This window comes from Streptomyces adustus (genome assembly GCF_009377175.1).
Classification (GTDB): domain Bacteria; phylum Actinomycetota; class Actinomycetes; order Streptomycetales; family Streptomycetaceae; genus Streptomyces; species Streptomyces adustus.
Window position 1 is genome coordinate 1 of the sequence record NZ_VJZD01000165.1, and the last position, 21,782, is coordinate 21,782.

General features: G+C 73.0%; 16 protein-coding genes. 5 read left to right on the forward strand and 11 right to left on the reverse strand.

Going from position 1 to position 21,782, the window contains the following annotated elements:
* Positions 1–41: 41 nt before the first annotated feature.
* The 3 genes from FNH09_RS31195 to FNH09_RS31205 all read right to left on the reverse strand — a co-directional run bounded on the left by FNH09_RS31195 (position 42) and on the right by FNH09_RS31205 (position 4,672).
* The gene (locus tag FNH09_RS31195) at positions 42–1,160 is read right to left on the reverse strand and encodes an ADP-ribosylglycohydrolase family protein (RefSeq protein WP_162469356.1); all 1,119 of its coding nucleotides are present in this window, start codon (positions 1,158–1,160) and stop codon (positions 42–44) included.
* Between the two features lie 184 nt (positions 1,161–1,344).
* Entirely contained in the window at positions 1,345–1,932 is a 588-nt protein-coding gene (locus FNH09_RS31200) for a hypothetical protein (protein WP_420802792.1), read from the reverse strand.
* A gap of 145 nt (positions 1,933–2,077) precedes the next feature.
* The gene (locus FNH09_RS31205) at positions 2,078–4,672 is read right to left on the reverse strand and encodes a bifunctional FO biosynthesis protein CofGH (protein WP_152893262.1); all 2,595 of its coding nucleotides are present in this window, start codon (positions 4,670–4,672) and stop codon (positions 2,078–2,080) included.
* Between the two features lie 530 nt (positions 4,673–5,202).
* On the opposite strand from FNH09_RS31205, the gene FNH09_RS31210 reads away from it, so the two are divergent.
* Entirely contained in the window at positions 5,203–6,708 is a 1,506-nt protein-coding gene (locus tag FNH09_RS31210; protein ID WP_152893263.1) for a CehA/McbA family metallohydrolase, read from the forward strand.
* Here the strand turns inward: FNH09_RS31210 and FNH09_RS31215 are convergent.
* Positions 6,705–7,550, reverse strand: a complete 846-nt coding sequence (locus FNH09_RS31215; protein ID WP_152893273.1) for an endonuclease/exonuclease/phosphatase family protein — start codon at positions 7,548–7,550, stop codon at positions 6,705–6,707. The two genes, FNH09_RS31210 and FNH09_RS31215, sit on opposite strands and share 4 nt — an antisense overlap.
* A gap of 92 nt (positions 7,551–7,642) precedes the next feature.
* On the opposite strand from FNH09_RS31215, the gene FNH09_RS31220 reads away from it, so the two are divergent.
* On the forward strand, positions 7,643–8,047 hold the full coding sequence (locus tag FNH09_RS31220; protein WP_152893264.1) for a nitroreductase/quinone reductase family protein: 405 nt from the start codon (positions 7,643–7,645) through the stop codon (positions 8,045–8,047).
* Positions 8,048–8,060: 13 nt separating this feature from the next.
* On the opposite strand, the gene FNH09_RS31225 is transcribed toward FNH09_RS31220, so the two are convergent.
* The 6 genes from FNH09_RS31225 to FNH09_RS31250 all read right to left on the reverse strand — a co-directional run bounded on the left by FNH09_RS31225 (position 8,061) and on the right by FNH09_RS31250 (position 15,542).
* Complete coding sequence (locus FNH09_RS31225) at positions 8,061–9,533, reverse strand: aldehyde dehydrogenase family protein (RefSeq protein ID WP_162469358.1); 1,473 nt, start codon at positions 9,531–9,533, stop codon at positions 8,061–8,063.
* Entirely contained in the window at positions 9,530–11,260 is a 1,731-nt protein-coding gene (locus tag FNH09_RS31230) for an amidohydrolase family protein (RefSeq protein ID WP_162469359.1), read from the reverse strand. The genes FNH09_RS31225 and FNH09_RS31230 overlap by 4 nt, the downstream gene beginning before the upstream one ends.
* Positions 11,261–11,356: 96 nt before the next feature.
* Positions 11,357–12,475, reverse strand: coding sequence for an LLM class flavin-dependent oxidoreductase (locus FNH09_RS31235; protein ID WP_152893265.1), 1,119 nt, complete (start codon positions 12,473–12,475; stop codon positions 11,357–11,359).
* 98 nt (positions 12,476–12,573) lie between these two features.
* Entirely contained in the window at positions 12,574–13,344 is a 771-nt protein-coding gene (locus FNH09_RS31240) for an SDR family NAD(P)-dependent oxidoreductase (protein ID WP_152893266.1), read from the reverse strand.
* A 12-nt stretch (positions 13,345–13,356) separates the two neighbouring features.
* Positions 13,357–14,301, reverse strand: coding sequence for a TIGR03619 family F420-dependent LLM class oxidoreductase (locus FNH09_RS31245; protein WP_152893267.1), 945 nt, complete (start codon positions 14,299–14,301; stop codon positions 13,357–13,359).
* Complete coding sequence (locus tag FNH09_RS31250) at positions 14,298–15,542, reverse strand: amidohydrolase family protein (RefSeq protein WP_152893268.1); 1,245 nt, start codon at positions 15,540–15,542, stop codon at positions 14,298–14,300. Before FNH09_RS31250 ends, FNH09_RS31245 begins: the two co-directional genes overlap by 4 nt.
* 210 nt (positions 15,543–15,752) lie before the next feature.
* Here FNH09_RS31250 and afsR point away from each other — a divergent pair, with 210 nt between their 5' ends.
* Positions 15,753–18,704: an SARP-family global regulator AfsR gene (gene afsR, locus FNH09_RS31260; RefSeq protein ID WP_152893269.1), complete on the forward strand. Its 2,952-nt coding sequence runs from the start codon at positions 15,753–15,755 to the stop codon at positions 18,702–18,704.
* 200 nt (positions 18,705–18,904) lie between these two features.
* The gene (locus FNH09_RS31265) at positions 18,905–19,093 is read left to right on the forward strand and encodes a hypothetical protein (protein ID WP_152893270.1); all 189 of its coding nucleotides are present in this window, start codon (positions 18,905–18,907) and stop codon (positions 19,091–19,093) included.
* A 66-nt stretch (positions 19,094–19,159) separates the two neighbouring features.
* On the opposite strand, the gene FNH09_RS31270 is transcribed toward FNH09_RS31265, so the two are convergent.
* Positions 19,160–20,764, reverse strand: a complete 1,605-nt coding sequence (locus tag FNH09_RS31270; RefSeq protein ID WP_162469360.1) for a FadD3 family acyl-CoA ligase — start codon at positions 20,762–20,764, stop codon at positions 19,160–19,162.
* A 99-nt stretch (positions 20,765–20,863) separates the two neighbouring features.
* Between FNH09_RS31270 and FNH09_RS31275 the strand changes: the two genes are divergently transcribed.
* The coding region (locus FNH09_RS31275; protein WP_152893272.1) for a thiolase C-terminal domain-containing protein at positions 20,864–21,782 on the forward strand (919 nt) is incomplete at its 3' end.

The window sequence follows — 21,782 nt, forward strand, 5'->3', positions numbered from 1 at the left end:
GAGCCGGCCGCGGGGCGGGGCACCGCGGGGCGGGACCGGGTTCAGGTTCCGCGCGGGTAGCGCGCCAGCCATCCCGGGGACGCCCCCGAAGGACTGTGCAGCGCGGCCCCCTGGGTCATCTCCATCGCGAAGTCGTCGGCGAGTTCCAGGATCGTGGGACGGCCCTCCAGCTCGGCCAGCCAGGCCGGGGGCAGGGCCGTCTCGCCGTACAGCGCGCCGAGCAGCCCGCCGGCCATGGCGCCCGTGGGAGCGGACGGCCCTTCGTGGTTCACGGCGAGACGCAATCCGTGCCGCACGTCCTCGCCGGCCAGCGCACAGTAGACGGCGGCGGCCAGCACGCCCTCCGCCGTGCCGGACGCGGACATCTCCGCCACCCGCTCCGGCGTCGGCGACCCCGGCCGCGCCGCGGCCAGCGCGTACTGGAGGGCGTCGGAGACCGCCTGGTGCCCCGGGCGGGAGGCGAGCAGCGCGAGCGCGTACTGCACGGCTCCTTCGAGGCTCTCGCCCCGGGCGAGCCCGTGCACGATCACCGCGTACGCGCCGGCCGCGAGACAGGCGTTGGGGTGCCCGTGGGTCTGCGCCGCGCACTCCACGGCGAGCTGCGCGACCAGCAGCGGCTCCCAGCCCACCAGCAGTCCGAAGGGCGCCGACCGGGCCGCCGCCTGCGGACCGGACTCGCCGGGGTTCTTCGGCGCCTCCAGCGTGCCCATGGTCTCGTCGGCGAGGCCGAGCAGCAGGGCCCGGGTGGGGTCCCGGCGCGCGTACAGCCACTCCTCGCGGGCGAGCCACCCGTCGTCCTTGCGGCGCTCGTCGGGTCCCCAGTCGCGCTGGGTGGCGGCCCAGCGCAGATACGCCCGGTGCAGGTCGGTCGGCGGATGCCAGATGCCCGTGTCGCGCCGTACCTGCGCCCGTATCAGTCCGTCCACCGTGAACAGCGTCAGCTGGGTGAGATGGGTGACGGCCCCGCGCCGCCCGTACGCGGGCACCGGGTCGACGACGCCGTCCGCCCCGTGGGCCTCGCGGATCGCGTCGATCCCGAGCCCGTCGACGGGCGCGCCCAGCGCGTCCCCGAGCGCCACGCCGAGCAGCGTGCCGCGCACCCGCCCGCGGAAGTCCTGCTGCTCGGCGCGGCCCCAGACAGCGCCGGTCGTCGCACCCACCAAGACCTCCCGTGGCACCGTCCGTCGTACGACAGGGCAGCACTGTAATGGACCCGGAACGAGCACTTCAGGCGGTGGATCGGTATGCGCCTAGTAACCCGAGTGGTCGCTTGTGGTCAGTTTTCAGCCATAAATGGCGACCCGGGACTCGGTGCGCGGGGAGCGGGGAGCGGGGAGCGGGCGGTCAGTCGACGACGGTGACCTTCGTGCCCGTCGAGCCGAAGGCCCACAGCGCCGTGCCGTCCGCCTTGGGCATCCGGATGCCGCCGGTGCGGCTGCCCGAGGCGGGCGGGGGCGAGGCCCCGTTCACCGCGTTGGAGAAGGCGATGTTCACGCCGGAGGTGGCGGCGAAGTACATGATGTGCTCGATCGCGACGCCGTCGGAGCCGGTGGTCGCGTCCTTGCGGAGCGAGACCGTGTAGCTGCCCGTGGCCGGGCTCACCGTGCCCGGCCAGACCGTGAAGGTGCGGCTCGTGGCGTCGCTCGCGTCGACCAGCCAGACGCGGTGCTGCCCGAGGGAGTAGACGATCCGGCGACCGGCGCCCGAGCCGTCGGGCACCGCGGCGGTCTTCTTCGGGCTGGGCGCGGGACGGGGGCCGGCCGAGGCCGACGCCGAAGCCGACGCCGTGGGGGCCGGGCGGCCGGTGGCCGAGGCCACGGGGCGCGTGCCCTGGTCCGCCTGCACGGCCAGGGTGGTGACCACGGCGATGGCCCCGACCGTCAGGCCGGTGACCCAGGCCCACGAGGGAAGCCGTCTGGCAGGCACGGGCACGCGTCTCCTCCGCTCCAGGCCCCATCGAACATGGGGTCGGATCATCGTACTGCGAGCCCTCGGCAGCCCGGCCCCACGGCCCGGGCGCCCGGCCGGGCGCCCTCGGCCCGCCGGGCGCCCGCCTCGCGCCCGACCCCGCGCCGTCTCAGTCCAGCACCGGCAGCAGCTCCGGCAGATGTCCGTCCGACGCCCGCGCCGCCCGCTGCCGCTCCTCCGGCACCTCGCCGTACAGGGTGGTGCGCGGCCTCGCCGGACGGCCGGCCGCCTCCGCCACCGCGACCAGGTCCTTGACCGACTTGTAGGAGCCGTAGGACGAGCCCGCCATCCGCGAGATCGTCTCCTCCATCAGCGTGCCGCCCAGGTCGTTCGCCCCGGAGCGGAGCATCTCCGCCGCGCCTTCCGTGCCCAGCTTCACCCAGCTGGTCTGGATGTTCGGGATGTACGGGTGCAGCAGCAGCCGCGCCATCGCCGTCACCGCGCGGTTGTCCCGCGTCGAGGGGCCGGGACGCGCGATGCCCGCCAGGTAGACCGGCGCGTTGGTGTGGATGAACGGCAGCGTCACGAACTCCGTGAAACCGCCCGTCCGCTGCTGGATCCCGGCCAGCGTGCGCAGATGGCCCAGCCAGTGGCGGGGCTGGTCCACATGTCCGTACATCATCGTCGAGGACGAGCGGATGCCCAGCTCGTGCGCCGTGGTCACCACCTCGATCCAGGTCGCGGCCGGCAGCTTGCCCTTGGTCAGGACCCAGCGGACCTCGTCGTCGAGGATCTCCGCCGCGGTCCCCGGGATCGAGTCGAGACCGGCCTCCTTCGCCGCCGTCAGCCACTCGCGGATCGACAGCCCGGTACGGGTCGCGCCGTTGACGACCTCCATGGGCGAGAAGGCGTGCACGTGCATGCCGGGGACGCGTTCCTTGACCGCCCGCGCGATGTCGAAGTACGCCGTGCCGGGCAGGTCCGGGTGGATGCCGCCCTGCATGCAGACCTCCACCGCGCCCACCTCCCACGCCTGCTGGGCGCGGTCGGCGACCTGGTCCAGGGAGAGTGTGTAGGCGTCCGCGTCGGTGCGGCGCTGGGCGAACGCGCAGAAGCGGCAGCCGGTGTAGCAGACGTTGGTGAAGTTGATGTTGCGGGTGACGATGTACGTGACCTCGTCGCCGACCGCGGATCTGCGGACGTCGTCCGCGACCGCGCACAGCGCGTCCAGCGCCGGGCCGTCCGCGTGCAGCAGGGCCAGCGCCTCGTCGTCAGTCAGCCTCGTCGGGTCGTCGGCCGCCGTCGCCAGGGCCGCGCGGACGTCCGTGTCGATGCGCTCGGGCGCCATCCCGGGCGCGGCCGCCTCGCGCAGGGCGCCCCAGTCGCCGTACACCTCGTCGAAGTCGTCGCGCCGGTCGGACGTGCGGCCGTCGGTGTCGATGGTGCGGTGCAGGTCGGTGCGGCCGGTGGCGGTGAACGCCTCCTCCGGCTCCTGCCACGGCCGGCCCTCGACCACCGCGTCCGGCAGGGCCAGGCCGGTCTCCGGGTCCGCGAGCGCCCGTACGTGCGGCAGCAGCCGCGGATCCAGCCAGGGTTCGCCGCGCCGGACGAACTCCGGGTAGACGCAGAGGCGTTCGCGCAGTTCGAAGCCCGCGGCCGCGGAGCGCGCCGCGAGTTCCTCGATCTGCGGCCAGGGGCGCTCGGGGTTGACGTGGTCGATGGTGAGCGGGGAGACCCCGCCCCAGTCGTCGATGCCCGCGCCGATGAGCCGCTCGTACTCCGAGTCCACCAGGTTGGGCGGGGCCTGGAGGCAGGCGGACGGGCCCATGATGTGCCGGGCCACGGCCACCGTGGCGACGAGCTCGTCCAGCTCGGCGTCCGGCATGCCGCGCATCGCCGTGTCCGGCTTGGCGCGGAAGTTCTGGATGATCAGTTCCTGGATGCCGTGGTAGGACCGGGCGGTCCGGCGCAGCGCGAACAGGGAGTCGGCACGCTCCTCGTAGGTCTCGCCGATCCCGATCAGGATGCCGGACGTGAACGGCACCGAGGAGCGGCCCGCGTCCTGAAGGACCCTCAGCCGGACGGCCGGCTCCTTGTCCGGGGAGCCGTGGTGCGGGCCGCCGGGCTCGGACCACAGCCGGGTGGCGGTGGTCTCCAGCATCATGCCCATGCTGGGCGCGACCGGCTTCAGGCGCTGGAAGTCCGTCCAGGTCATGACGCCCGGGTTGAGGTGCGGGAGCAGGCCCGTCTCCTCCAGGATGCGGATGGAGATCGCCCGGACGTAGGCGATGGTGTCGTCGTAGCCGTGCGCGTCGAGCCATTCGCGGGCCTCGGGCCAGCGGTCCTCGGGCTTGTCGCCGAGGGTGATGAGGGCTTCCTTGCAGCCGAGCGCGGCGCCCTTGCGGGCGATGTCGAGGACCTCGTCCGGGGACATGAACATCCCGTGCCCGGCGCGGCGCAGCTTGCCCGGGACGGTGACGAAGGTGCAGTAGTGGCACTTGTCCCGGCACAGCCGGGTGAGCGGGATGAAGACGCTCTTGGAGTAGGTGATGACGCCGGGGCGGCCGGCCGCTTCGAGGCCCGCGTCCCGCACCCGGGCGGCGGACGCGGCGAGGTCGTCGAGGTCCTCGCCGCGCGCCTGGAGCAGCACCGCCGCCTCGCCGGCGTCGAGGGCGACGCCGTCCCGGGCACGTCTGAGGGCGCGACGCATGGAGTTCTCGGTGGGGCCGGCGGGGCCGGTTCCGGAGGTCGCGGGAGTCGTCATCCTTCGAGCATACGATCGCGCTGATCAGGTCTGACGAGTCATGTCCGAAACGCTCCGCAGCGCGGACGGTGACGTGGCGTCACCTCGGACGGCACTTCCGGACAGACCTCGCCCGCGCTTCCGCCCGACCGCCCCGCGTGCATGCCGGGCCGCCGTCCCGCCCGCGCTTCCGGCCGGGCGCCCCGCGTGCGGGTCGGGCCGCCGTCCCGCGTGCGCTTCCGGCCCGGCGCCGCGAGCACGTCGGGTCCGGCGCCGCGAGCACGTCCGGCCAAACGCCGCGTGCGCGTCGGCCCGGGCGCCACGAGCATGCCGGGCCGCCGTCCCGCCCGCGCTTCCGGCCGGGCGCCCCGCGTGCGGGTCGGGCCGGGCGGACCGCACGGCCTGTGTCTCTCCGAAAGCCGGCGCTCCCCTTCCCTTGCACGGGAGTTCACGTCCGGGCAGGAAGCTGGCGGACACCACCCTGCACCACCCCCGCACCACCCCCTGCACCACCCGTGCCATGTCACCGACGACACCTGGGGAGCCGCAGCATGTGCGAGGAACACGCCGGAATCGCAAGACGCGCCCTGTTCGTGACGGGAGCGGCCGCCGCCCTTACGTTGGGAAGCGTGAGCTTCGCCGCGGCGGACGGCCAGGACCAGGAGACGAGGACGGTGCGCGGCACGCTGCCCACCGGCTCGCCGGACTTCGTGTACGTCCCGGTCGAAGTGCCCGCCGGGGTGCGGGAGCTCAAGGTCGCCTACACCTACGACAAGCCGTCCGTCCCGGCCGGCACCGCGGGCAACGCCCTCGACATCGGCATCTTCGACGAGCACGGCACCGAGCTCGGCGGCCGGGGCTTTCGCGGCTGGTCGGGCGGGGCGCGCTCGGAGTTCTTCGTCCGGGCGGACGACGCGACGCCCGGCTACCTCCCGGGTCCGGTGCGCAAGGGCACCTGGCACATCGCCCTCGGCCCCTACACGGTGGCGCCACAGGGACTGAACTACGAGATCACCGTCACCCTGACGTACGGGGAGCCGGGCATCACGCCGGAGCCGGTCTACCCGCCCGCCCGGGCCAAGGGGCGGGGGCGGGCCTGGTACCGGGGCGACTGCCATCTGCACTCCTGGTACTCCGACGGCCGCCGCACCCCGGCGGAGATCGCGGCGCTGGCGCGCGCGGCGGGTCTGGACTTCATCAACTCCTCCGACCACAACACCCACTCGGCGCACGCGCACTGGGCGGCCGCGGCCGGCGACGACCTGCTGGTCATGCTGGGCGAGGAGGTCACCACGCGCAACGGTCACGTCCTGGCGCTCGGCACCGAACCCGGCACCTTCGTGGACTGGCGCTACCGGGCCCGCGACAACCGCTTCGGCCGGTTCGCCCGCCGGATCCGCGGCGCGGGAGGCCTGGTCGTCCCCGCCCACCCGCACGCCACGTGCGTCGGCTGCGGCTGGAAGTTCGGCTTCGGGGACGCGGACGCGGTGGAGGTGTGGAACGGTCCGTACACCCCGGACGACGAGGTGACGCTGGCCGACTGGGACAACATGCTCGTCGCGTCGGTGCGGGAGGGCGGCCGGGGCTGGATCCCGGCGATGGGCAACAGCGACGCCCACCGGGACCCGGACGTGGTGGGCTCCCCCCAGACGGTGGTGCTGGCCGACGACCTGACCCGGGAGGCGATCCAGGACGGCATCCGGGCGGGCCGCTCCTACGTGGCCGAGTCGAATCGGGTCTCGCTGTCCTTCACGGCGAGCGGACCCCGCGGTGAGCACGCGGGCATCGGCGGGCGCCTGGAGGTGCCCCGGGACGCCCCGGTCACGGTCCGGCTGGAGGTGACCGGCGCCCCGCGCTGCACGGTCCGCCTCGTCACCGACCAGGGGGTGCTGTTCACCGGCGACCCGCTGCCGGTGTCCGGCACGGGCACGGTCGAGTGGGCCACGACACCGCAGTACGCGGCCTACGTACGGGCCGAACTGCGCCACGAGACGGCGGCGGGACCGCTGCCGGGGGCGCTGGCGGCGTTCACCAACCCGATCTTCCTGGGCCGTTAGCCCGCCCGGGCCGCGCCCTCCCGGACAGGTCCCAGGGCCAGGTCCGCGACGACCGCCGCGTGGTCCGAGGGCCACATCCCGTCGACCGGCCCGTCCCCGGCCCGCCGTACGGCCCGCACATGGCCGAGGCCGCCGGGGCCGGGCGGTCCGACGTGGATGTAGTCGATGCGCGCGGGCGGGCTCTGGGGGCCGACGAAGCCGTTGGCCGGGTCCCAGGTGGCCCAGGGGCTCGCCGGGTCGGCGTACTCCCAGGCGTCGAGGAAGACCTGTCCGGGGGCGGCGGGAGCCGTCTTGTAGCCGCCGAACCGGCGGATCTCGTCGGAGTCCGGCCAGGCGTTGAAGTCGCCCGTGACGACCGGGGGGAAGTCGGTGCCGTCGCGGTGCGCGGCGACGAACTCCGCCAGCGCGGTGACCTGTTCGACACGTACGGCCGAGGCGTCGATGGCCGAGGTGAGATGGACGGTGAAGAAGGGGACCTCGTGGGTGGGAGTGGCGATCCGGGTGTGCAGGGCGAGCCGTCCGTCGTACAGCTCGTCGGGGGCGGGCAGCCGCAGCACCTCCTGCGCCACGATCGGCCAGCGGCTGAGCACGGCGTTGCCGACCTCGACCGTCGGGTCGCCTATCCGCCGCTGCCAGCGGTCCGAGGCGTCGGACGGGGCCCAGGCCCAGTGCATCCCGAGGTCGGCCGCCAGCCACTGCGCGAGGTTCTCACCGCCGCACTCCCACACCTCCTGGAGCCCGACGACATCGGGCCGCAGCTCTCTGAGCACGGCCAGGATCGCCTTCTGCCGCTCCTGCCAGGGACCGAAACGCCACCAGAGGTTCCAGGTCACGACCCGCATGCGCAGCCACCAGCTCTCGTCGTGCGACATCGGGGACCATTGAAGCAACTCCCCTGTGCCACACACCAGACCTGACAGGAGCCTCACAGGTAATGCCCCGTCACACCGACCTCAGATTCCGCGCGACGACGGCCTTCCAGCGGCACGTCGCCAACCCGCTCGTGCGCCGGCTGCCGTTCCAGACACTCCTGGAGACCACCGGCCGCGTCTCCGGCCTGCCCCGGCGCACTCCGCTCGGCGGCCGCCGCGTCGGCGACTCCTTCTGGCTGGTCTCGGAGTTCGGGGACCGCTCGCAGTACGTCCGCAACATCCAGGCGGACCCACGGGTGCGGGTGCGCATCCGGGGCCGCTGGCACGAGGGCACGGCGCATCTCCTGCCCGACGACGACCCGGTGGCCCGGCTGCGCACCCTGCCCCGCGGCAACAGCGCGGCGGTACGCCTGCTCGGGACGCGGCTGCTGACGGTGCGGGTCGATCTGGGCGGGGGCCGGTCATGACGGGCGGGCCGGGTCACCCCGGCCAGACGATCGACTGGACCTCGCTGTAGGCGTGCAGGGCGTAGGAGCCGACGTCGCGGCCGACACCGCTCTTCCTGAAGCCGCCGAAGGGGGCCTCCATGTTGCGGCCGACGGTGTTGACGCCGACCCCGCCGGTACGCAGCTGTCGCGCCACCCGGAAGGCGCGGGCCACGTCCGCGGACCAGACGTAGTCGATCAGGCCGTAGTCGCAGTCGTTGGCGAGGGCCACCCCCTCGTCCTCCTCGTCGAAGGGGATGACGACGACCACCGGGCCGAAGATCTCCTCGCGGGCCACCCGCAGGTCGTTGGTGCAGTCGGCGAGGAGGGTCGGGGCGACGTAGAACCCCCGCTCCAGCGGCGGGCGTTCACCGCCGGTGACGACCACCGCGCCCTCCTTGCAGCCCAGTTCGACGTACGACTCGACCCGGTCGCGGTGCGCCGCCGAGATCACCGGCCCGACGACCGTGTCCGGCTCCCGCGGGTCGCCGATCCTCAACCGGCGCGCGTACCCGGCCAGTCGGTCCACCAGACGCCCGTACACCCCCCGCTGGGCCAGCACCCGGGTCGGGGCCGTGCAGATCTGGCCGCTGTAGAAGGAGAAGGTGGTGCCGATGCCGGCCACCGCCGAGTCGAGGTCCGCGTCGTCGAGGACGAGCGCCGCGCCCTTGCCGCCCAGCTCCATCAGCTGGCGTTTCATGTGCCGCCCGCACACCTCGGCGATGCGCTGCCCGACCGCCGTGGAGCCGGTGAAGCTGACCATGTCGACGTCCGGTGACTCCACGGCAGCCTCGCCGACCGCGACCGAGCGGCCGGAGACGACGTTCACCACCCCGCGCGGCACCCCCGCCTCCTCCAGCGCCCGCGCCATCCGGTAGACGGACAGCGGGTCCTGCGGGGCCGGTTTGACCACCACGGTGTTGCCCATGGCCAGGGCGGGGGCGATCTTCCCGGCCGGGTTCGCCCAGGGGTTGTTGTACGACGTGACGCAGGCGACCACCCCGACCGGCCGGCGGGCGGCGAGCGCGCCCATGACCGCCGCCTTCCCCATCGGCCCGGCCTCGTTGATCTGCGGCTGCACCGGCCACTCGGCTGGCTCCACGCGCGCGTAGCGGCGGAAGCGGGCCGCGGCCACGCCCACCTGCATCGCCCGCGCGGTGGCGGTGGTGGCGCCGGTCTCCGCCTGCGCCAGCTCCGCGTACGGCACCAGCCGGGCGCGGATGATGTCCGCCGCGCGGGCCAGTACGGCCGCCCGCTCCTCGGGCGCGGTGCGCGACCAGGGCCCGAACGCCTCGCGGGCCGCCGCGCAGGCCGCGCGCACCTGCTCCGGCGAGGCCTCCGGCGCCCGGCCGACGGTGCCCTCGGTCGCCGGGTCGGTCACCTCGTAGCAGCCGCCGTCCGGCTCCACCCAGGCGCCGCCGACGAACAGCTTCCCGCCGTCGCCCTCCTGCTTCCCGCCGTCGCTCACCGCGTGCCCACCGTCCGTGTGTCCCGCCCCGAGCGCAGGACGCGGCCCGGCACGGCGCCGGTCACCACGTCGTCGCGGATCACCGCGGTCCCGTTGACCCAGACCGCCCGCACCCCGATCGCCCGGGAGTCCAGCCGTGGACTGTCTCCCGGCAGGTCGTGCACCAGGGTGGCCTTGCCCGCGTCGATCCGCTCCGGGTCGAAGAGCACCAGGTCCGCATGCCAGCCCTCCCGCACCCGGCCCCGCTCGCGCAGTCCGAACAGCCGCGCCGGGTCGTCGGTCAGCATCTTCACCGCCTGCTCCAGGCCCGCCAGTTTCCGGCCGCGCAGACAGTCCCCGAGGAAGCGGGTGGTGTACGGGGCTCCGCACATGCGGTCCAGGTGCGCGCCCGCGTCGGAGCCGCCGAGCAGGACGTCCTCGTGCTGCCAGGTCTCGGCCCGCAGCGCCCAGGAGGCGGGGTCGTTGTCGGTGGGCATGGGCCACAGGACGGTACGGAGCTCGTCGGCGGCGCAGATCTCCACCAGGCAGGCGAAGGGGTCCTGGCCGCGTTCGGCGGCGATGTCCCGCACCACCCGGCCGGTCAGTCCCTCGTTCGCCGGGCTGTAGGTGTCGCCGATGACGTACCGGCCGAAGTTCACCAGCCGCCGGAAGACCCCGGCCGCCGGGGAGTTCGCGTGCCGCAGCAGCTCGGCCCGCACCCCGGGGTCCCCGAGCCGCGCGATCCGCTCGGGCACGGGCAGGCCCAGGACCGGTCCCCAGCCGGGGATCAGGTTCAGCGCGCAGAACGTGCCCAGCGACATGTTCATCGGGGTGAGGATCGGCATGGTCAGGGCGACCACCCGGCCGCCCGCCTTGCGGGCCCGCTCGCTCGCCGTCAGCTGCCGCGGCACCCGCTCCGGGACGGCCGCGTCGACGGTGAGGACGTTCCAGTTCAGGGGGCGTCCGGCGGCCGCGCTCAGCTCCACCAGCAGGTCGATCTCGGCGTCGCTGAACTGGTCCAGGCAGCCCGCGACGATCGCCTCGATCTGGGTGCCCTCGTGCTCGCCGACCGCCTTCGACAGGGCGAGCAGCTCGGCGGGCAGCGCGTGCCGCGACGCGACCGGTTTCCCGTCGCCGTCCGAGTGCGTGGTGGACTGGGTGGTCGAGAAGCCCCAGGCCCCGGCGTCCATCGCCTCGTGGAAGATCCGCAGCATCGCGTCGAGCTGCTCGGCCGACGGCTGCCCGCCCACCGCGTCCGCCCCCATGACGTACCGCCGCAGGGCGCAGTGCCCCACCATGAACCCCGCGTTGACGGCGATCCGCCCTTCGAGCGCGTCCAGATACTCCCCGAAGGAGTGCCAGCTCCAGGGCGCCCCCTCCTCCAGGGCGACCAGGGACATGCCCTCGACCTTGGACATCATGCGGCGGGTGTAGTCGGCGTCCTCGGGACGGTCCGGGTTCAGCGGCGCGAGCGTGAACCCGCAGTTCCCGGCAGCGACGGTGGTCACCCCGTGGTTGAGGGAGGGGGTGGCGTACGGGTCCCAGAACAGCTGGGCGTCGTAGTGGGTGTGCGGATCGACGAACCCGGGGGCGAGGACGAGCCCGGTGGCGTCCTCGACGGTGCGGGATTCCTCGTCGACAGCGCCGACGACGGCGATCCGCCCGTCACGGATACCGACGTCGGCGGTGAAGGCGGGCGCGCCGGTTCCGTCCACGACGGTCGCGCCTCTGATGACGTGATCAAGCACGAGGGCTCCCCTGTGAACTCGGGTACGACGCCCGCCTCTCAGGGGCGCGGGGAACTGCGCGACCAGCCACACACAGCCCGCACCCGCCGACGGCGCTCACGCGGCAGCCCGGAACCGCGACGTCCGGTGAACGGGATCCGTGTCGATCTTCGGGATCACGTGCTCCCCGATCAGCCGGATGGTCTGGAGGGTCTCCTCCTTCGGCACCCCGACCGGCAGCCCGAAGCTGAGCTGGTCGGCGCCCGCCTGCTCCCAGCGCTTGCACTGGCGCAGCACCTCGTCCGGGTCGCCGCAGATCAGCAGCTCCTCCTCGATGAGGAGCTCGACGAACTCGGGGGTGTACTCGGGCAGGGTCTCCGGCCAGACGGGGAAGCCCTCAGGGCGCGGGAAGGTGTCGTGGTAGCGGAAGACGAGGGAGGGCAGGTAGTGCAGGCCGCCCGCCGTGGCGATCCGGATCGCCTCCTCGTGCGTGGGCGCGCAGATCGCGGTGGTCGTCACCATGACGTTGTCGTTGACGAAGTCCCCGACCGGCTCGGCGTTCACGATCGCGGTCTTGTACTGCTCGAGCACCCACTCCATGTCGGAGACCTTCTGGATGCTGAACCCCAGAACGCCCAGCCCCTTCCTCGCCGCCATGGCGTACGACGGCGGGGAGCCGGCCGCGTACCACATCGCGGGGTGCGACTTGCCGTACGGCTTCGGCAGCACCTTCCGCGGCGGAAGCTGCCAGTGTTTGCCCTGGAAGCCGACGTACTCGTCCTGGAGCCACATCTTGGGGAACTCGGCGATGGTCTCCTCCCAGATCTCCTTGGTGTAGTTCATGTCGGTCACACCGGGGATGAATCCGAGGATCTCGTGGGAGCCGGCGCCGCGTCCGCTGCCGAACTCGAAGCGGTTGCCGCTGAGATGGTCGAGCATGGCGACCTTCTCAGCGACCTTGACGGGGTGGTTGACCTGGGCGAGCGGGTTGAAGATCCCGGAGCCGAGGTGGATCCGCTCGGTGGCGTGGGCGAGGTAGCCCAGGTAGACGTCGTTGGCGGAGAGATGGGAGTACTCGTCGAGGAAGTGGTGCTCGGAGGCCCAGGCGTACTTGAAGCCGGACCGGTCCGCCTGGATGACGTACTCGGTCTCCTCCATCAGTGCCTTGTGCTCGGCCAGCGGGTCGGTCTCGGCTCGCTTGCCCACGTATCCCTGTACAAAGAGCCCGAATTCCAAGGCGGTTCACCGTCCCATATTTTCTGACGCTCTGTCAGATACCGTTCGTTGGCCGACTGTCGCACCGGCCGCCTCCACCGTCAATAGCTGACGAGCCGTCAGATAACGCTGACCCCGGCCAGCCAGCCCCCGTCGATCACGAACGGCTGTCCGGTGATGTACGAGGAGTCGTCCGAGGTCAGGAACAGCGCCAGCCGGGCCACCTCCTCGGCCCGCCCGATCCGCCCGAGCGGCACGAGCTTGCGGTACAGCTCGTCCAGGGCGCGGCTCATCTCCGCCGGATCCGCGGCCGGGTCCAGCCGCGCCGGGTTGGACATCGCGGTGTCGATGGCACCGGGGCAGATCGCGTTGACCCGGATCCCCCGGCCGGCGAGCTCCAGCGCGGCGACCCGGGTGAGCCCGAGCACCGCGTGCTTGGTCGCGGAGTACGTGCCCACCGCCGCCATCCCGGTCAGCGCGGTGTAGGACGCCGTGTTGACGATGGTCCCGCCGTCGGCCAGCTCCGGCGCCACCGTCTTCATGCCCAGGAAGCAGCCGACCTGATTGACCTGGACGACCTGCATGAACTCGTCGAGGGGCGTGTCCACGAGGGCGTTGAAGCGCAGGATGCCCGCGTTGTTCACCAGCCCGTCGAGGTGCCCGTACGCCCTCTTCGCGGCGGCGACGGCGGCCTGCCACTCCTGCTCCACGCCCACGTCGAGATGGACGTAGCGCGCCCCTATCTCCTTGGCGAGCGCCTCGCCCAGGTCGTCCAGCACATCCGCCACGACCACGCTCGCGCCCTCCGCCGCGAAGAGCCGCGCCTCCTGCTCGCCCTGCCCGCGGGCCGCCCCGGTGACGATGACGACCCGCCCGTCCAGCTTGCCCATGCCACGCACTCCTCAGGTCAGGTGGGGCGCGACCTCGGCCCCGAACGCCTGTATCTGGTCGACGAGTTCGGTCCGGCTCCGGCTGCGGAACCGCACCTGGATCTGGTGCACGCCCATCGCCGGGTAGGCCCGCAGCGACTCGGCGAGGGCGTCCGGGGCTCCACTGAGGGTGCGGCGGCCGACCTCCCACTCCGGCGTGCCGACGTACAGCGGCTCGGTGATCGCGCCGACGGTGAGCGGCTGCGCGATCCCGGCCTCCGCGCGCAGCCGCCGCAGCCGGTCGATCTGGGCCGGGAGCCGGTCCCTCGGGTCGCCCTGCGGCAGCCAGCCGTCACCCTTGAGCGCGGCCCGGCGCACGGCCGCCGACGACGAGCCGCCGACCCAGACAGGCACCCGCTCCTGTGCGGGCCGGGGGCGCTGACCGAGCCCCTCGAAGTCGTGGAACTTCCCGTGGTGGGACGGGAACTCGTCCGGCCCGAGGGTCGCCCGCAGCGCGTCGATCGCCTCGTCGAGCACCGCTCCGCGCTGCCCGAAGTCCACCCCCAGCGCCTCGAACTCCTCCCGTACGTGTCCGGCGCCGACCCCGAGGATCAGCCGGCCGCCCGAGAGGTGGTCGAGGGTGGCGTACTGCTTGGCGGTCAGCAGCGGGTGGCGCAGCCCGACGATCGCGACATGACTGAGCAGCCGGATGCGGGTCGTGGCGGCGGCCAGGTAGGCGAGGGTGGCGACCGGGTCGTACCAGACCGTGCCCATGGCCGGGGCCAGGCGGCGCGGGACGGCGACGTGGTCGCAGGTCGCGAGGTAGGCGAAGCCGGCGTGCTCGGCGGCACGGGCGAGGGCGAGCAGGTCCTCGGGCCCGGCGGCCGCCTCCCAGGGTTCGGCGTAGAGGGTGCTCTGGGACTGGACGGGCAGCTGGATGCCGTACGCCGGGGCCGCGCCGCCGTCCGGGGGCGTCATGCGGCACCGCCCGGGCCCTGCCACAGGCCGGCGTCCGTCAGCCCCAGCAGCTCGATCGCGTTGCGCCGGACGATCCGCTCGACGACGTCCGCCGCCAGGTGCCCCATCTGCGCCTCGCCGACCTGCCTCGACTTCGGCCAGGTGGAGTCGGAGTGCGGGTAGTCCGTCTCGTAGAGGACGTTGCCGACCCCGATCGCGTCCAGGTTCCTGAGCCCGAAGGCGTCGTCGAAGAAGCAGCCGTAGACGTGCTCGGCGAACAGCTCGGACGGCGGCCTGTGGACCTTGTCGGCGACGCCGCCCCAGCCGCGGTTCTCCTCCCAGACGACGTCGGCGCGCTCCAGGATGTACGGGATCCAGCCGATCTGCCCCTCGGCGTACATCACCTTCAGGTTCGGGAAGCGCTCGAACTTGCCGCTCAGCAGCCAGTCGACCATCGAGAAGCAGCAGTTGGCGAAGGTGATGGTGGAGCCGACGGCGGGCGGGGCGTCGGCGGAGGTGGACGGCATCCGGCTGGAGGAGCCGATGTGCATCGCGACGACCGTGCCGGTCTCGTCGCAGGCCGCGAGGAACGGGTCCCAGTCGTCGGTGTGCACGGAGGGCAGGCCGAGGTGCGGGGGTATCTCGGAGAAGGCGACGGCCCGCACCCCGCGGGCGGCGTTGCGCCGTACCTCCGCGGCGGCGAGTTCGGCGTCCCACAGCGGGATGAGGGTGAGCGGGATCAGCCGGCCGTGCGCCTGCGGCCCGCACCACTCCTCCACCATCCAGTCGTTGTAGGCGCGCACGCACAGCAGACCCAGCTCGCGGTCCCGGGCCTCGGTGAAGGTCTGGCCGCAGAAGCGCGGGAAGGTGGGGAAGCACAGTGCGGACTGGACGTGGTTGACGTCCATGTCGGCCAGCCGCCGGGGGACGTCGTACGAGCCGGGCCGCATCTGCTCGTAGGTGATCACCTCCAGCTTGATCTCGTCCCTGCTGTAGCCGACGGCGGTGTCCAGGCGGGTGAGCGGGCGGTGCAGGTCCTCGTAGATCCACCAGTCGCCGAGCGGTCCTTCATCGCCCCGCTCGCCCATGACGGGCTTGAAGCGGCCGCCGAGGAAGGACATCTCCTTCAGCGGCGCGCGCACGATCCTCGGTCCGGTGTCCAGGAACTTCTTCGGGAGCCGGTCCTGCCAGACGTCGGCGGGCTCCACGGTGTGGTCGTCCACGGAGATGATCAGCGGAAACGTGCTGTCGTGGGTGTCCATGGCGCCCACGGTAGCGCCGATCTGACGGCCCGTCAGCTATGTGGTACGGGGCCCCGGGCGACCTCGACCGTGCGGAGAGGCTGTGAGGGCCGCGTGGGAACCCGTGCGCACAACGGTCGCGTCTCTGTGATCGGCGTCTCGCCCGGCTGACGCATCCACCATGAACAAGGCAAACTGGCCTGGTTGTTGAGGCTGCCTAGGGAGACCCCGATGGACGACGGCGTACCGCGCGTGCCGGAGCAGCGGCGCCCGGGCTCCGGTGCACGACCGGCGGCGCTGCGCTTCGGCCTGCTCGGACCGGTGCGCGCCTGGCGCGGCGAGGAACCGCTCACCACGGGCTCCCCCCAGCAGCGCGCGCTGCTGGCCGCCCTGCTGCTGCGCGAGGGCCGTACCGCGACGGCGGCCGAGCTGATCGACGCGCTGTGGGGCGAGGAACCGCCCTCGCAGGCACTGGCGGCGGTCCGGACGTACGCCTCCCGGCTGCGCAAGGCGCTCGACCCCGGCGTGCTGGTCAGCGAGTCCGGCGGATACGCGATCCGCTCGCTGGGCAAGGGAACGCTCGACCTGGCGGTGGCGCAGGACCTGGCGGCCCGGGCCGAGAAGGCGCGCGGCGCCGGGGACCTGGGCCAGGCGCGCGAGACGCTGGACCGGGCGCTGGCCCTGTGGGACGGGGAGACGCTGGCGGGGGTGCCGGGTCCGTACGCGGAGGCACAGCGGGTGCGCCTGGAGGAATGGCGACTGCAACTCCACGAATCCCGGCTGGACATGGACCTGGAACAGGGCTGCCACGCGGAGGCGGTCTCGGAACTGACCGCGCTCACCGCGGCCCACCCGCTGCGCGAACGCCTGCGCGAGCTGCTGATGCTGGCGCTGTACCGCAGCGGGCGGCAGGCGGAGGCGCTGGCCGTCTACGCGGACACCCGCCGGCTGCTCGCCGAGGAACTGGGCGTCGACCCGCGGCCCGGGCTGCGCGACCTCCAGCAGCGGATCCTGCGGGCCGACCCCGGCCTGGCCGAGCCGTCGGCGCCGATCGCGGACCCCGCCGCGGCGGCGGTGCGGCCCGCCCAGCTCCCGGCGACTGTGCCCGACTTCACCGGCCGCTCCTCCTTCGTCGCGGAGCTCGGCGAGGTGCTCACCTCCGCCGAGGGCCGGGTGATGGCGGTGTCGGCGCTGGCCGGGATCGGCGGTGTCGGAAAGACGACGCTGGCGGTGCACGTGGCCCACCAGGTCCGGCCGGCCTTCCCGGACGGGCAGCTCTACGTCGACCTCCAGGGCGCGGGGACCCGGGCGGCCGAACCGGAGACGGTCCTGGGCTTCTTCCTGCGGGCCCTGGGCACGGCCGACTCCGCGATCCCGGACTCGCTGGAGGAACGCGCGGCCCTGTACCGCTCGGTGCTGGACGGCCGCCGGGTCCTGGTGCTGCTGGACAACGCCCGCGACGCGGCCCAGGTACGACCGCTGCTGCCGGGCACGGAGGGCTGCGCGGCGCTGGTGACGTCACGGGTGCGGATGGTGGACCTGGCCGGCGCGCACCTGGTCGACCTGGACGTCATGTCCCCCGACGAGGCGCTGTCGCTGTTCACGAAGATCGTGGGCGAGGAGCGGGTGGCGGCGGAACGCGAGGCCGCCCTGGACGTGGTCGCGGCCTGCGGGTTCCTGCCCCTGGCCATCCGCATCGCGGCCTCCCGCCTGGCGGCCCGCCGCACCTGGACGGTCTCCGTCCTGGCCGCCAAGCTGGCCGACGAGCGACGCCGCCTGGACGAACTCCAGGCGGGCGACCTGGCGGTCAAGGCGACGTTCGAACTCGGCTACGGCGCGCTGGAGCCGGCCCAGGCACGGGCGTTCCGTCTGCTGGGCCTGGCCGACGGCCCGGACATCTCGCTGGCCGCGGCAGCTGCGGTGCTGGACCTGCCCGCGCACGACACGGAGGACCTGCTGGAGTCGCTGGTCGACACGTCCCTGCTGGAGTCGGCGGCGCCCGGCCGCTACCGCTACCACGACCTGGTCCGGCTCTACGCGCGTGCGTGCGCGGAAAGGGACGAACAGCCCCCGAGCGAACGCGAAGCGGCGATGTCACGGCTCCTGGACTTCTACCTGGCGACCGCGACCCGCGTGTACGCGATCGAGCGGCCCGGGGACCGGCTGGTGGATCACCTGGAGCGGACGGAGTACCCGGGGCTGGCGTTCGGCTCCCCGCGCACCGCGCAGGACTGGCTCTACGCCGAGGCGAACTGCCTCATGGCGTGCGTACGCCAGTCCGTCGGGGCCTCGACTCTGCGCAGGGCCGTGGACCTCCTGTGGGCGACCAAGGACCTGGCCGAGTCGGGCGCCAACGCGCGCGGGTACAAGGTGGCCGCACTGGCCGTCCGGCAGGCCGCGCACGAGGCGGGGGACGCGCGTGCCGAGGGTCGTGCGCGCACCGCCCTGACGAACGTCCATCTCGTCGCCGGCCGCTTCAAGGAGGCGGACGAGGAAGCCCGGCAGGCGATGTCGCTGGCGGCCGAGGCACGGGATCCGCTGCCCAACTGCTGGGCACCGAACGACCGCGGCATCATCGCCATCTACGAGAACCGGCACGCCGACGGTGAGCGCTATCTCCAGCAGGCGATCGACAACTTCCGCGCGGACGGCAACGACGTCGGCGAAGCGAGCGCCCTGTGCAACCTCTCCCGGATCCATGTGTCGATGGGACGCCTGGCCAGCGCCATCGAACTCGCGCAGCAGGGCATCGACATCTATGACCGGATGGGCCTCACCCTGCGACTCGCCAACGGCCGGTACGCCCTCGGTATCGCGTTGACGCAGGCCCGGCGGCTGCCGGAGGCGCTGGATCAGCTCACCGAGGCGATGGCCCTGTTCCACGACAACCGCCAGCCGCTCTGGGAGGGTGTCACGCACTTCCGGATCGCCGAGGTCCACCTCGCGGCGCAACGCCCCACCCTCGCCGCGAGCCACGCGGAACAGGCCATCGCGCTGCGTGGCATCGGTGGCGAGTGGCGACGCGGGACGGTGCTCACGGTGCTGGGCAGGGCCCTGGCCGCCATCGGGCAGTCCGGTCGCGCCAGGGCCTGCTGGCTGGAAGCCCTCACCATCTACGAACAGTTGGGCTCGCCCGAGGTGGCCGAGGTCCGCAAGCTGCTCGCTCCCGCCGCGGCCGCTTAGATGTCGGCGTTCATCGTTCATTTATCGCCGCTTGGCAGGCTGACCCACGTCGATCTGTCGCGTCGGGGGGCGGACGGATCACGAAGAGGCCCACACCGTTAGGGTGAACGGCCCTGGAGCGCCTGCCCGACAGTCCGCGGGGGAGTCGTCGGGCAGGCGTATCCGACGTACGGAGCACCGACTTTCAGGAGTTGATGATCATGGCGCAGGCAGAGAAGAACGACGATGTCGTCAAGCCGCTGGACAACCACGCTTCCCTCGTGGAGCAGGACATCCTCACCACCGTGAAGGAGACGGCGTCCGAGGGCACGGTGACCACCCTCGACAACCACGCGTCGAGCGAAGAGGCCAAGCTTCTGGACAACCACGCCTCGGACGAAACCGCCTGAGCGCCCGCAGACGGGGGGCGATCGGCCGCGGCGGCGCGGAGGGGAGCCGCCGCGGCCGAGGTGTGCCTACGCGCGCCGACGCAGCTCCCCCTTCACCACCTTGCCGCTCGCGTTGCGGGGCAGGTCCGGCACGAACTCCACCGATCTCGGGACCTTGTAGTTCGCCATCTCGCGGCGGGACCAGGCGATCAGGTCGTCCGCGGTGAGGGTGGCGTCGGGGCGGCGGACCACGAAGGCCTTGCCGACCTCGCCCAGGCGGGGGTCCGGGACGCCGATCACCGCGACGTCCGCGATGTCGGGGTGCAGGCCCAGCAGTTGCTCGATCTCCGCCGGGTACGCGTTGAAGCCGCCGACGATGAACATGTCCTTCAGGCGGTCCGTGATGCGGAGGTTGCCCGCCGGGTCCAGGACGCCCACGTCGCCCGTGCGCAGCCAGCCGTCCTCGGTGATCGCCTCCGCCGTCGCCGTCTCGTCCTCGTAGTAGCCGCGCATGACGTTGAAGCCGCGGACCAGGACCTCGCCCGGCACCCCCGGACCCAGCGGCGCCCCCGCCCCGTCGGCGATGCGGACCTCCGTGCCGGGTATCGCCCGGCCCGACGTCGACGCGATCACCGTCGGGTCGTCGCCGCGGCGGCACATCGTGACGATGCCGCTCGCCTCCGAGAGGCCGTAGGCCGTCAGGACCGTGCCGACGCCGAGTTCGCCCCGGAGGCGCTCCACCAGCCGCAGCGGGACCACCGCCGCGCCTGTCACGACCAGGCGCAGGGCCGAGAGGTCGTGCGCGTCGCGGGCGGGGTGGTCGAGGAGGGACTGGTGCAGGGTCGGGGGGCCGGGAAGGACCGACACCCGCTCCGCCGCGATGTTCGCCAGCGCCGTGTCCACGTTGAAGACCGGCTGCGGGATCATCGTCGCCCCGCGCATCAGGCACGCGATGACCCCGGCCTTGTAGCCGAAGGTGTGGAAGAAGGGGTTCACGATCAGGTAGCGGTCGGCCGGGCGCAGGCCCGCCAGGTCCGCCCAGATCTCGTACGCCCGCAGCGTCTGCGCGTGGGTGATCAGCGCGCCTTTCGGGCGGCCCGTCGTACCCGACGTGAAGATGATGTCCGAGGCGCAGGACCCGTCCAACTGCCCGGCGCGCTCGCGGACTTCCCGGCCGTCCACGCCCTCGCCGCTCGCCAGGAAGTCCTTCCAGGTACGGAAGCCGGGCGGGGCGTCCTCCGAGAGGACCACCGCCTGCCGGAGCGCCGGCAGGCCCGGGAGCGGACCCGAGGCGGCGTCGCCCTCGCCCGCCGCGCGCCGCAGCGACGCGACGTACGAGGTCCCGAGGAACGTGCCCGTCACGAACAGGAGCCGGGTGCCGCTGCGGCGCAGGACGTCGGCCGCCTCCGTACCCTTGAAGCGCGTGTTGAGGGGGACCAGGACCGCGCCCGCCGACACCGCGCCGAGTGCCGCGACGATCCAGTCGAGGGAGTTGGGAGCCCAGACGGCCACCCGGTCGCCCACCTCGACGCCATGGGCGAGGCAGGCGGCGGCCGCCCGTTCCACGCGCGCGCCCAGTTCCGCGTACGAGATCCTCGTACGGCCCTCCACCACCGCCTCCGCGTCGCCGTGCCGCTCCGCCGCCGAGCGGACCAGGCCCGGGATGCTGCCCCATTCCACGTCACCGCGCACGGCCGACCAACCTTCCAGACGCGTAGCTGACTGTCCGTCAGATTAGCTGTAACCTGACGGGCTGTCAGTAGTTGGGCAATGGCCCGGAGGGGGCGCGGCATGGGGAGTTCGGGGCTCAAGGACGCCACCGCCATCGTCGGGATCGGGCAGACCGGATTCGCCAAGCGGCTACCCGAGGACGAGAAGACCCTCGCCTGCCGGGCCGTCCTCGCCGCCCTCGACGACGCCGGGATCGATCCCGGCGAGGTCGACGCGCTCGCCTCCTTCACGATGGAGGAGACGGAGGAGGTCGAGCTCGCCAAGGCGGTCGGCTTCGGTGATCTGACCTTCTTCAGCAAGATCGGGTACGGCGGGGGCGGTTCCTGCGCGACCGTCGCGCACCTGGCCGCCGCCATCGCCGCCGGGCAGGCCACCGTGGGGGTCGCCTGGCGGTCGCGCAAGCGCGGGAGCGGGCCCAGGCCCTGGACCAACACCGCCGTCCAGCTCCCCACCCCGGCCCAGTGGACCCGGCCCTTCGGGCTGCTGCGGCCCGTGGACGAGATCGCGATGCTCGCCCGCCGCTACATGCACGAGTACGGCGCCACCCGCGACCATCTCTTCAACGTCGCCCTCGCCTGCCGCAACCGGGCCAACCAGAACCCGGACGCGATCATGTACGAGCGGCCCCTGACCCGGGAGATGTACATGACCTCCCGGTGGATCAGCGAGCCCCTCTGCCTCTACGACAACTGCCTGGAGACGGACGGCGCGCTGGCCTGTGTGGTCGTCTCGCGCGAGCGGGCCCGCGACTGCCGCCGAAAACCCGTCTACGTCCACTCCGCCGCCCAGGGGCTGCCCGCCCAGCACCACGGCATGGTGAACTACTGGAACGACGATCCCCTCACCGGCCCGGCCTGGACCGCCGCCCGGCATCTGTGGAAGCACGCCAACCTCACCCCGCAGGACGTGGACGTCGCCCAGATCTACGACGCGTTCAGCGCGCTCATACCGCTGTCGCTGGAGGGCTACGGGTTCTGCG